The following is an 11447-nucleotide window of genomic DNA, read 5'->3' as shown; positions in this document are numbered from 1 at the left end:
CCCAAAGCCCCCCCCCCCCCCCCCCCCCCCCCCCCCCCCCCCCTCCCCCCCCCCCCCCCCCCCCCACCCCCCCCCCCCCCGGGGGTCAGAGGGTCGCGAAGGCTTCGGTGACCGAGATGGCGTCCGAGGTCAGCAGCGCGACGGCGGCCCGGTAGCCCTCGGCCGCCTTCAGATCCGCGAGCCGGGTACGGTCCGGGTCGAGGGCCCGGTGGCTCGACCGGACCAGCCGCGCCTGCTCGTCGTAGCCGGAGAACGTGATGCTCCGCAGCGGGATCTTGAGTCCCTTCCCGGTGGCCTTCATGACCGCTTCCTTGCGCGTCCAGTAGGTGAAGAACGCCGTCGCGCGCTCGTCGTCGGAGAGCCCGGAGATCGCGGCCAGCTCGGCGGGGGTCAGCGCGTACTCCATGAGCGAGTCCTCGGCCCGCCTGGTGGCCGTCTCGACGTCGAGGCCGACCGGGGTCCCCGCGGTGGCCGCGACGCCGATGAGGTCGCCGGAATGCGAGATCGACAGCATCAGCGGCGCGCCGGGGACCCGGGGGCGGCCGTGCGGCTTCCCGCAGTCGTCGCAGGTCGCGTCGAAGCTCACGTTCTCGACGGCCAGGCCGAGCCGCTCGGCGGCGACGGTCTTGGCCAGCACCCGGCCGGTCAGGAACCGGCGTTTGTCGATGTCCTGGCGGTAGCTTCCGTACCGGCCCTGCTCGAGCTCGTCGAGCAAGGCCAGGAACCGGGGTTCAGGGGACAGGGGCTCCGACCAGCGAACCGCACATTCGATCACGTCTCCTTCTTACCCGATACGCACCGGATCACTCGAGTGTTCGTTGGGTAGCGTCTTTACCCGATACGCACCGGATCACTCGAGTGTTCGTTGGGTAGCGTCTTTACCTGATTCCGCTGTAGCATCACCCGCTTTTTCGTCGAGCAGCGTCGCTTCGTCGAACGGTGATCGGCCGTCCAGGGTCCGGTCGAGCTGCTCTCGGTCGATCTCGTTGGTCCAGGTGCCGATCAGCACGGTCGCGACGGCGTTGCCCGCGAAGTTCGTCAGGGCGCGGGCCTCGGACATGAACCGGTCGATACCGACGATGAACCCGACGCCGTCCACCAGTTCCGGCCGGTGCGAGGACAGCCCGCCCGCCAGCGTCGCGAGCCCCGCGCCGGTGACCCCGGCGGCGCCCTTCGACGCGATGATCATGAACACCAGCAAGGAGATCTGTTCGCCGATGGTCAACGGTTTGTCGAGCGCGTCGGCGATGAAGATCGACGCCATCGTCAGGTAGATCGCGGTGCCGTCGAGGTTGAACGAGTACCCGGTCGGCACGGTGATGCCGACCACGGGTTTGGAGACGCCGGCGTGCTCCATCTTCGCGATCAGCCGCGGCAGCGCCGACTCGGACGAAGACGTCGAAAGGATCAGCAGGAACTCGCGGCCGAGGTATTTCAGCAGTTTGAAGATGTTGACCCTGGCGAGCAGGCCGAGGATCAGCCCGAGCACCACGAACACGAACAGCGCGCAGGTGAGGTAGAAGCCGAGCATGATCACCGCGAGGCTCTGCAGCGCCTTCCAGCCGGTCTCGCCGACGACGGCGGCGATCGCGCCGAACGCGCCGACCGGGGCCGCCCACATGATCATCGCCAGGATCCGGAACACGAGCCGCTGGATGTGCTCGATGCCGCGGCGGATCGGCTCGCCCTTCGTGCCCAGCTTCTGCAGCGCGAACCCGGCGAGCAGCGCGACCAGCAGCGTCTGCAGGACCTCGCCCTCGGTGAACGCCGAGACCAGCGTCTTCGGGATGATCCCGAGCAGGAAGTCGACGGTGCCCTCGCTCTTGGCGATCTGGCCCTGGCCCTTTTCGGCGATCTCCGGGGTCAGGTGCAGTCCGGTGCCGGGTTGCAGGATGTTGCCGACGACCAGGCCGATGACCAGCGCGACCGTCGACATGATCAGGAAGTAACCGAGCGCGAGCCCGCCCACGCGCCCGACCTTCGCGGCCTTCGCCACCGACCCGACGCCGAGCACGATCGTGCAGAAGATGATCGGCGAGATCATCATCTTGATCAGGTTCACGAACCCGGTCCCGAGCGGCTTCAGTTCCTTGCCGACCTCGGGGAACAGGATGCCGACCGCGATGCCGAGCGCCACCGCCGCGATGACCGCTATGTAGAGGTAGTGGGTGCGATCCCGCTTCGCCGCGGGTGCTGCCGTGCTCATGGGTGCCCTTCGACGAGACGGGAACAGGTCGCGAAAACTTATGACAACACCTCGGCTAACGACAACCGAAGCGGTACGCTGAACTAAGCGAGCGCTTAGTCACTGTCGAACAGGAGCGGGCTGACCATGGATTTCTCTCTGAGCGTCGAGGAACGCGAGGTACGCGACTGGGTGCGCACCTTCGTCCAGCGCGACCTGATGCCGCGTGAGCAGGAGGTGCTGCGCCGCGAACGCGCCGGTCAGCCCGGTCTGACCTCCGACGAGCTGCGCGAACTGCAGCTGAAGGCCAAGGAGTCCGGTTTCTGGGGCGTGCAGACGCCCGAGGAGTACGGCGGCATGGGCCTGTCCGCGGTGATGACCGCGCTGCTGGAGGCCGAACTCGGCCGCACGTTCGTGCCGTTCCGCTTCGGCGGCTCCGCGGACAACATCCTGTACTACGCCAACGACGAGCAGAAGGAGCGCTACCTGCTCCCGACGATCTCGGGCGAACGCAAGTCGTGCTTCGCGATCACCGAACCCGGCGCGGGTTCGGACGCCAAGGCCATCCGGACCTCCGCCCGCAAGGACGGCACCGACTGGGTCATCAACGGCGAGAAGACCTTCATCACCGGCGGCAATGAGGCCGACTTCGTGATGGTCTTCGCGATCACGGACCCGGAGAAGGGCGCCAACGGTGGCGTCACCTGCTTCCTCGTCGACCGCGACGCGGGCTGGAAGTCCGAATACATCGACACCATGGGCGAATGGGGTCCGGCCGCGCTGGTCTTCGAGGACGTCCGCGTGCCGGAGACGCAGATCCTGGGCGAGCTCGGCCACGGTTTCGACCTGGCCATGCAGTGGATCGGCGCCGGCCGCTACCTGCTGCCCGCCCGCGCCATCGGCTCCTGCGAACGGCTGATCTCGATGGCCATCGAGCACGCCAACACCCGGGAGACGTTCGGGCAGAAGATCGCCGAGCGCCAGGCGATCCAGTGGATGATCGCGGACTCCGGGACGGAACTGGAGGCCCTTCGCTGGCTGGTGCTGCACGCCGCCTGGCAGGTCGACCAGAAGCTGGACTCGCGGCACGCGCAGTCGATGGCGAAGCTGTACGGCGGCGTGAAGGCGAACGAGATCGTCGACCGAGTCCTGCAGATCCACGGCGGAATGGGCTACACGCGGGAACTGCCGGTCGAGCGCTGGTACCGCGAACTGCGGCTGCTGCGGATCTACGAGGGCACCGACGAGATCCAGCGCCGGACCATCGCGCGCAACCTGCTGAAGGGGCACGTCAAGGTCGGCGGCACCTTGGGCTGACGCCGCCTGACCCTCGCCCGTGCAATGAAGGGGCCTTTCATCGCGAAATGCGCGGTGAAAGACCCCTTCATTGCGTCGGCCTCTAGTCGTCTTCGTCGTCCTTCTGGTTCCGCATCGCGATCGGGACCCCGGCCAGGTCCTCTTCGTTGCAGAGGAGTTTCACGTCGTAGTACGGCGAACCCTGGCGGTCGTCGTAATCGAGATGGACGGCCAGCACATCGACCGGTTCCCCGAGCCACTCCTGAGCCTGGCGTAGCCATGTCGCGCACCGTTCGAGGGCCGTGGGCAGGTCGTCGTCCCGGAATCCCACCGGGCGGTAGGGGACGTCCTGAACCTGATCACGGGGGTTCGAAGGCATCGGCAACGCCGGCGAGAGACCCGAGTCGTCCAGTTCGAGTTGGATCGTTTGCTCAGTCACCCTTCGAGCGTCCCTCAGAGAAGCCGTCTGAGCAAGGCGTACCGGGTATGAGTCGCCGCTAAACGGGCACTCGCCACACTCTTGAGACCACTTCACGGCAGTTTTGCAACGCCGTGCCGTCCAGCCGGCGTTCGCAGGCGAGCGCCCGCAGCGCCAGTTCCGCGTAATGGGTGGCCAGCTGGTCCAGGGTGAGCGGCCCGCTCGGTGAGTACCAGCGCGCGACCCCGCTGCACATCTCCACCAGCGCGAGCCGGGTGACCGAGGGCTGATCGGTGCGGAAGACACCCGCCGCGACCCCGTCTTCGATGGCGTCCGCCCACAGCCTTTCGTAGGCGTCGCGCAGCCCCACCACTTCGGCCCTGGCGCCGGGGGTGAGCGCGTGGACCTCGTTGTCCACCACGCGGGTGTCGTCCGGCTGGATGGCGTGCGCGAGCACGTGCAGCGCCACCAGGGATCCGAGCCGCGACACGGGATCGGTGAGCCCGGCGGTCGCCCGCTCGGCCGCGTCGAGCAGCCGCCGCAGCGACTCGTTCATGATGGCCACCAGCAGATCCTCTTTGGTGCCCATGTAGTGGTAGAGGCTGGCGGACGACAGCTCCGCCTCCTGCGCCAGATCCCGGATGCCGGTGCCGTGGAACCCCTTGGTGGCGAACAGTTTCACCGCCGCTTGCCGGACTCTCTCCCTGGTGTTGACGACTCGAGGTTCTTTCTCCCGCCGAGAGTCCATGTTCAGAGCCAGGTCCCGGTGGCCTTGTCCCAGGAATCCGCGCGGAGGTCTTCCGCCTTCTTCAACTCGCCCTTGGCGACCCGTTCCGACGGCGTCATCGGCAGTTCCGTCACGATGGCCCAGAACCGGGGAACCTTGAAGTAGGCCAGTTTCGTCGAGCAGAACTCAGCCAGCTCGGCCGGTTCACACCGGTGCCCCTCGTTTTCGTCGAGGACGAGGTACGCCTTGACCTCTTCGCCGCGGATGTCGTCCGGCACCGCGATGACGGCGGCGAGCTTGACCGCCGGATGCAGCTGCAGTGCCCGTTCGACCTCGTCGGCGGAGATGTTCTCGCCACTGCGGCGGATCATGTCCTTGGTGCGGCCCACGAAGTACACGCGGCCCGCGGCGTCCATTGTGGCCAGATCGCCGGTGTGGAACCAGCCGCCGTCGAACGCGCGCCTGGTCGCTTCGGGGTCGTCGTGGTAGCCGTGCATCAGGCCGACCCCGCGGATCAGCAGCTCGCCGGTTTCCCCTCGTGGCAGCGGTTTCCCCGTCGTGTCCGCGATCATCACCTCGCGGGTGGGCGCGGGCTTGCCGAGACAGCCGGTGCCGACCGTCTCTTCGTGATCCGCCGGGTACATCCGGATGTCGCCGCCGGTCTCGGTCATCCCGAAGGCCTCGTACCACGGCGCGCCCCAGCGTGCTTCGAGTGTGGCGTGCAGGTCACGGGGGATGGCGGAGGCGCAGATCGCGCGGACCTGGTGTGCCTTGTCCAGTTCGCTTTCCGGCTGTCGCAGCAGGAGGGTGGGCATCAGGCCGAGGCAGTAGAACCAGGTGACGCCGTGTTCGCGGACCTTCTCCCAGAACGTGGACGGGTGGAAGCGGTCGAGTACCACCAGTGTCGCGCCGCCCGCGAGCCCCAGCGCGACGTTCCACTGTGGATCGATGTAGTGGAACGGTTGCGCGGTCAGGATGACGTCGTCGGCACCGACCATGGGGAAGTCCGTGGCCAGGCTGATCGCCAAGGTCGTCCAGTACCGGTTCGGCAGGACACAACCCTTGGGCGCGCCCGTGGTGCCCGAGGTGTACTGGATGTTGACCGGGCGTTCGCCTTCGCTCGCGAAGTCCGGGGCGGCCCCGGAACCGGTCAGTTCGCCGGGCGTGAGCACACGCTCCAGCGAGGTCTCCGGCGCGATCTTGTCCAGCAGTTCCAGGAATTCCTCGGCGGCGACGGCGAACCTGGCGCCGGAATGCCGGAGCACGTGGGCGCCGTCGAACTCGCGGTACCCGGTGTTGACCGGGACGAGCACACCGCCGATCTTGGCCAACGCCAGCCACAGCAACGGGAATTCGGGCTGGTTGCGCACCATCACCGCGACCCTGTCGCCCGGTTCCACGCCCAGCGCCAGCAAGGCGCGGGCGAACTCCGTGCTGCGCGCGTCGACGTCGGCGAACGTGAAGCTCTCACCGGTGGAATCGAAGATCCACGCCGTCTTGTCCGGCCAGCGCGCGGCGGCCCTGGTGGTCAGCCCGAGAAGGGTGTCGATCCCGGCGAGCGAGGTCATGTCCGGCTCCGGAAGGCCTCGGCCGAGGCGGCGACCTCGGCGGAGTGTTCGGTGATCAGCGCGTGGCTGACTTCGAGTTCGAGCGCGGCGTCGAGCGAACTGTCGATGCCGGAATCGAGGGCTCGTTTGGCCATCGTGGCCGCGGCCGCCGGATGCGCGGCGATCCTGGCCGCCCACGCGAGCGCGGTGTCCATCAGGTCGTCGGCGGGCAGGACCGCGTTGACCAGGCCGAGTTCCCGCGCCTCGGTGCCGCTCACCCGGTCACCCAGCAGCAGGAGTTCCTTGGCCTTCAGCGGGCCGACCAGCAGCGGCAGCAGCCGCGACGCCGCGCCGGTGACGCTCAGGCCCAGCGAGACCTCGGGGAAGGCGAACACCGCGTCTTCGGCGGCGAGGATCAGGTCGCAGCCCATCGCGAACTCGGCGCCCGCGCCGATCGCGTAACCGTGGACGGCGGCGATGACGGGCTGGCGGAGCCCGCGAAGGCGTCGGGTCACGTCCTGTAACCGATCGAGCCGCTGGCGTGAGTCACCCTCGGGGGTGGGCTCCTTGAGGTCGTGGCCGGCACAGAACGCACGCCCTCGCCCCGCGAGAACCACGGCCCGCGCGTCGGAGTGGGCGGCCGCGTCGAGTGCCTCCAGCAGGTCGTCGACCAGTTCGGCGACCACCGCGTTGAGGCGCTCCGGGCGGTTCAGCCAGATCACTGCGATTCCGTCGTCGAGTGCGTAGTCCACGGTGCTCATGACGCCGAGCCTAGACGACCGATCGATCGATCGATAGGGTCGGATCCATGCGGGTCGACACGGTCTACGAGAACGCCCGGTTCCTCACTGGAACGGAAGAATCCGTAGCGCTGGCAGTGCTGAACGGACGAATTGTCGCTTTGGGTGCGGATGTGGCCGCGCTTTCAGAGATTTCTGCGAAGCGCCGTGTCGACCTCGGTGCTTCGGTGGTGGTGCCCGGTTTCCACGACGCGCACAACCACATGGCCTGGTTCGGCATGGCGCTCGACGACGTCGCGCTGTCCGATTGCCGCAGCGTCGACGAGGTGTACGACGCCGTCGCGCGGCGAGCGGCCGAAACGCCGCCGGGCGGCTGGATCATCGGCGGCGGCTACGACCAGAACAAGCTCGCGGGCGGCCATCCGACGCGGCAGGGGCTCGACCGCGCCGCCCCTGGCCACCTCGTGCGGCTCAAGCACACGTCCGGGCATATGACCGTGGTCAACTCGGCCGTCCTGGAGCGGCTGGACCTGGGAAACGTGCCGGTGGGCGGCGACGTCGTCCGCGACGAGGACGGTTCGCCGACCGGCCTGCTGCGGGAACAGGCCCAGCTCATGCTGCGGCCGCTGACCTATCCGACGCCGATCGAGACCGTCGTCCGCGGTCTGGACAGAGCGAGTGAGCGATACCTGTCCGAAGGCATCACGAGTGTCCAAGAGGCCGGGATCGGCGGCGGTCTCGTGGGGGAGACCCCCGCCGAGCTCGCCGCGTACCAGCTGGCGCGCGATCGCGGTGTGCTGCGGGTGCGGAGCACGGTGATGGTCGCGGCGAGCGTGCTCCACGACCTCGATTCGGGCGCGGGCTTCGGATTGGACCTGGGCATGCGCACCGGATTCGGCGACGAATGGCTGCGGATCGGCGCGATGAAACTGTTCGCCGACGGTTCGCTGATCGGGCGCACCTGCGCGATGCACGAGCCGTTCGCGGGCGAGCCGGACAACGTCGGCTACTTCCAGGTACCCGAGGACGAGATCGCGCGGACGATCGCCGCCGCGCACAAAGCCGGCTGGCAGATCGCGACGCACGCCATCGGCGACCGCGCGATCACCGTCGTCCTCGACGCCTACGAGGCCGCGCTGAAGGCCGACCCGCGGCCCGATCACCGGCACCGCATCGAGCACTGTGCGGTATTACGACCCGAAGAGCTGACGCGGTTGGCGTCGCTGGGGCTGATCGCCTCGCCGCAGGGCCGGTTCGTCAACGAGATCGGCGACGGGATGCGGGCCGCGCTCGGCCCGGAGCGCGAACCGTGGTGCTACCGGCTCAAGAGCCTGCTCGACGCGGGATGCGTGCTGCCCGCCAGCTCCGACCGCCCGGTCGTCGAGGGCGCGCCGCTGCTCGCGCTGGCCGACATGGTGCGGCGGAAGACCGCGTCCGGTGTCGTGCTGGGTCCCGATGAGCGGCTCACCCCCGCCGAAGCCCTGCACGCGTACACCTACGGCTCCGCGTACGCCGCTTTCGCCGAGAAGGACCTGGGCACGCTGGTGCCCGGCAAGCTCGCGGACTTCGCCGTCCTCTCGGCCGACCCGACCGACGAGTCCACTTTGGATTCGATCCACGTCGTCGCCACCGCCGTCGGCGGCGACATCGTCTACGAACGGAGCTGAGACCCATGCCGGTGCGGAACGCGGTCGCGGACGACATCGAGGAGATCTGCGCGCTCATCGAGGAGCACGCGGTCTACGAGGACAAACACGATTTGAAGCTCGACAGGCAGGAGATGGCCGGGTTCCTCTTCGGACCCGATCCGAAGGCCTGGGTGCTGCTGGCCACCCCGCCGGGTGAGCCGGCCAAGGTCGCGGGCTTCGCCTTCTGCAGCTGGAACTTCTCCACCTGGGAGGCCAGGCCCGGGATCTGGCTCGACGACCTCTTCGTGCGCCCGGAACACCGGCGTTTCGGCCTCGGGCGGGAGCTGCTCGAGGAGCTGAGCGCGCGGACGCCCGGCCGGGTCGAATGGGACATGCAGGAGGGCAACGAGAAGGGCGAGGCGTTCTACGCCCAGCTCGGCGCCGAGCCCGTCCCCGGCTGGATCCGGTACCGCTGGCGGCCGCACGCGAGGTGAGCCAAGCCGTAAACTCCAGGGTATGGGTGAAGGGGCAAGCCGCAGGTCGTCGTCCGTTGAGGACTACGTCCGGGTGATCTACGGGCTGGTGGAACGCGGTGAGGCCGTCACCAACACGTCGCTGGCCGGACGGCTGGAGGTCAGCCCGTCTTCGGCGTCCGGCATGGTCACCAAGCTGTCCCAGCTCGGGCTGGTCGCGCACGTCCCGTACCGGGGCATCGAGCTGACCACCGAAGGCAGACTGCTCGCCCGCTCGGTGCTCCGCCGCCACCGGCTGATCGAGACCTACCTGGTGTCCGAACTCGGCTACACCTGGGACGAGGTGCACGCGGAGGCCGACGCGCTCGAGCACGCGGTGTCGGACAGGCTCGTCGAGCGGATCGCGGCGAAGCTCGGCAACCCGGTGCGCGACCCGCACGGCGACCCCATTCCCGCCCCCGACGGCAGCGTCGAGGAGATGCCGATGCGCATCCTCGACGACCTCCCGCCCGGCGCGATCGGCGAGATCGTCCGCGTGTGGGACACCGACCCGGAACTCCTGCGCTACCTGACCGAGCATTCGATCGGCCTCGGCGAGCGGATCGAGGTCGTCGAACGCCAGCCCTTCGGCGGCCCCATGGTGGTCAAGGTCGGCTCGCCGCCGGACGCGGCGACCCACGCGATCGGCAAGGAGATCGCGCAGGCGCTGTCGGTCGCCCTGCGCTGACGGCGTGTCCACTGTGGACACGTTTCGCGTGGCGCGCGAGGTGGGAATTTTCCCTACGTCCCTGCATAATTCGGATCACCCACATGCCGGGCCGATAGGTGATCTAAGGCCCTTCCGATCATGTGTTCACGCGCCTAGGCTGCGCTATTCCGGGTGGCTAGCGAGCGTACGAAGGCGATGACGATGACCGGTCAGCGGACACACACCATCGACCGGGGGGTGGCGGAAGGACGTGAACTCCGGAGGCTGCTGGAGACAGGGCCCTTCGCGGACGCCCTCAGGGCGGCGATCAGGGCGAGAGGCCTCGGCCTCGATCGGATCCGGTACCGGTTGCGAGGGCGGGGGTGCTCGGTCAGCCTCGCGACACTGAGCCATTGGCAGTCCGGCCGCTGCCGTCCCGAACGGCCGGAATCCCTGCTGGTGCTGAAGAATCTCGAGGCGGTCCTCGGGGTGCCGGAGCAGTCCCTGTCGCGGCTTTTGGGACCGCCGCGCGGACGGGCGGCCCGGTGTACGGTGCCCGGCGAGGGCCTCGTGATGCAGCGAAGCCGGGAGACGGGAACGTAAGCGCCCTGCCGAGGTCGATCGCGGACGCGGGTTCACCGAAGACAGTAAGGAGTACGGGTGCGGGCGGTCGTCTTCGAGGAGTTCGGGGTGCTGCCCGAGGTACGCGAGGTGCCGGATCCGGCGACGCCGCCGGGCGGGGTGGTGATCGCCGTCGAGGCGACCGGGGTGTGCCGCAGCGACTGGCACTCCTGGCAGGGTCACGACACGTCGGTGAAGTTGCCGCACGTCGCCGGGCACGAACTCGCCGGCCGGATCGCGTCGCTCGGCGAGGGCGTCCGCGGCTGGTCCGTCGGCGACCGGGTGACGGTGCCGTTCGTATGCGCCTGCGGCACCTGCGCGCAGTGCGCGGCCGGTGACCAGCAGATCTGCGACCGCGAGTTCCAGCCGGGCGCGACCCACTGGGGCTCGTTCGCCGACTACGTCGCCATCGAAAACGCCGAGGTCAACCTCGTCGCGCTGCCGGACTCGCTGTCCTCGGCCGAAGCCGCGGCGCTGGGCTGCCGGTTCGGGACGGCGTTCCGGGCGGTGCTGCGTCAAGGCGCGGTCCGGCCCGGACAGTGGGTGGCGGTCCACGGCTGTGGCGGCGTCGGCGTTTCGGCGATCCTGCTGGCCGTCGCCGCCGGTGCGTCGGTGGTCGCCGTCGACCCGTCTCCGCGAGCCAGGGCGCTGGCCTCGCGGATGGGTGCGCTCTCGACTGTCGATCCGTCCGGCTTCGAGGGCCACGAGGCCATCGCCGCGCACGTCCGTGACCTGACCGGCGGCGGCGCGCACGTCTCCCTCGACTGTCTCGGCTCGCCGACCACCTGTGCGGCCTCGGTCGGCAGCGTCCGCAAACGCGGACGCCACGTCCAAGCCGGGCTGATGCCGCCCGCGCAGGGCGTCGCGCCGATCCCGATGCACCGGGTGATCGGCGGGGAACTGGAGATCGTCGGCATCCACGGGCTCCAGGCGCGCGAGTACCCCGAGATGCTGCGGGTGGTGGAGACCGCCGGAATCGATCTCGGAGGCATGATCGGCGAACGAGTCGGCCTCGACGACGTCCCAGCGGTGCTCGCGGAGATGAACGACCCGGTGCCGGTCCAGGCCGGGGTGACCGTGGTCGAACTCGCACGGTGACCGGGTGAACGCACTAGGGTCAACCG

The 11447-nt window shown here is 68.9% G+C and carries 12 protein-coding genes; 6 read left to right on the top strand and 6 right to left on the bottom strand.

The window, feature by feature from the left end; all coding sequences use genetic code 11:
• Nucleotides 1–85: 85 nt before the first annotated feature.
• Together ACZ6DT_RS22410 and ACZ6DT_RS22405 are read right to left on the bottom strand one after the other, a co-directional pair.
• Entirely contained in the window at nucleotides 86–775 is a 690-nt protein-coding gene (locus ACZ6DT_RS22410) for a 4'-phosphopantetheinyl transferase family protein (RefSeq protein ID WP_465598398.1), read from the bottom strand.
• A 75-nt stretch (nucleotides 776–850) separates the two neighbouring features.
• A complete protein-coding gene (locus tag ACZ6DT_RS22405; protein WP_465598395.1) occupies nucleotides 851–2206 on the bottom strand; it encodes a cation:dicarboxylate symporter family transporter in 1356 nt (451 codons plus the stop codon).
• Between the two features lie 126 nt (nucleotides 2207–2332).
• On the opposite strand from ACZ6DT_RS22405, the gene ACZ6DT_RS22400 reads away from it, so the two are divergent.
• A complete protein-coding gene (locus ACZ6DT_RS22400) occupies nucleotides 2333–3502 on the top strand; it encodes an acyl-CoA dehydrogenase family protein (protein ID WP_410581501.1) in 1170 nt (389 codons plus the stop codon).
• Nucleotides 3503–3584: 82 nt separating this feature from the next.
• Here ACZ6DT_RS22400 and ACZ6DT_RS22395 read toward each other — a convergent pair whose 3' ends face one another.
• The 4 genes from ACZ6DT_RS22395 to ACZ6DT_RS22380 are packed head-to-tail and all read right to left on the bottom strand — an operon-like array spanning nucleotide 3585 to nucleotide 6934.
• Nucleotides 3585–3920, bottom strand: a complete 336-nt coding sequence (locus ACZ6DT_RS22395; protein WP_465598392.1) for a hypothetical protein — start codon at nucleotides 3918–3920, stop codon at nucleotides 3585–3587.
• A 58-nt stretch (nucleotides 3921–3978) separates the two neighbouring features.
• A complete protein-coding gene (locus ACZ6DT_RS22390; RefSeq protein ID WP_465598389.1) occupies nucleotides 3979–4647 on the bottom strand; it encodes a TetR/AcrR family transcriptional regulator in 669 nt (222 codons plus the stop codon).
• Nucleotides 4648–4649: 2 nt separating this feature from the next.
• Entirely contained in the window at nucleotides 4650–6194 is a 1545-nt protein-coding gene (locus ACZ6DT_RS22385) for an ATP-dependent acyl-CoA ligase (protein WP_465598386.1), read from the bottom strand.
• Nucleotides 6191–6934: an enoyl-CoA hydratase/isomerase family protein gene (locus tag ACZ6DT_RS22380; RefSeq protein WP_465598383.1), complete on the bottom strand. Its 744-nt coding sequence runs from the start codon at nucleotides 6932–6934 to the stop codon at nucleotides 6191–6193. The genes ACZ6DT_RS22385 and ACZ6DT_RS22380 overlap by 4 nt, the downstream gene beginning before the upstream one ends.
• Nucleotides 6935–6981: 47 nt before the next feature.
• Between ACZ6DT_RS22380 and ACZ6DT_RS22375 the strand changes: the two genes are divergently transcribed.
• The 5 genes from ACZ6DT_RS22375 to ACZ6DT_RS22355 all read left to right on the top strand — a co-directional run bounded on the left by ACZ6DT_RS22375 (nucleotide 6982) and on the right by ACZ6DT_RS22355 (nucleotide 11421).
• Nucleotides 6982–8580, top strand: coding sequence for an amidohydrolase (locus ACZ6DT_RS22375; RefSeq protein WP_465598378.1), 1599 nt, complete (start codon nucleotides 6982–6984; stop codon nucleotides 8578–8580).
• A 5-nt stretch (nucleotides 8581–8585) separates the two neighbouring features.
• Nucleotides 8586–9035 carry a GNAT family N-acetyltransferase gene (locus ACZ6DT_RS22370; RefSeq protein WP_465598375.1) on the top strand — a complete coding sequence of 150 codons (450 nt, stop codon included), beginning with the start codon at nucleotides 8586–8588 and terminating at the stop codon, nucleotides 9033–9035.
• A 22-nt stretch (nucleotides 9036–9057) separates the two neighbouring features.
• Complete coding sequence (locus tag ACZ6DT_RS22365; protein WP_465598372.1) at nucleotides 9058–9741, top strand: metal-dependent transcriptional regulator; 684 nt, start codon at nucleotides 9058–9060, stop codon at nucleotides 9739–9741.
• Between the two features lie 177 nt (nucleotides 9742–9918).
• Nucleotides 9919–10305 carry a transcriptional regulator gene (locus tag ACZ6DT_RS22360; RefSeq protein ID WP_465598654.1) on the top strand — a complete coding sequence of 129 codons (387 nt, stop codon included), beginning with the start codon at nucleotides 9919–9921 and terminating at the stop codon, nucleotides 10303–10305.
• 57 nt (nucleotides 10306–10362) lie between these two features.
• Nucleotides 10363–11421: a zinc-dependent alcohol dehydrogenase family protein gene (locus ACZ6DT_RS22355; protein WP_465598369.1), complete on the top strand. Its 1059-nt coding sequence runs from the start codon at nucleotides 10363–10365 to the stop codon at nucleotides 11419–11421.
• Nucleotides 11422–11447: the final 26 nt, after the last annotated feature.

Source organism: Amycolatopsis sp. NPDC041971 (assembly GCF_055588925.1).
This window is presented reverse-complemented; position numbering and strand designations above follow the sequence as displayed.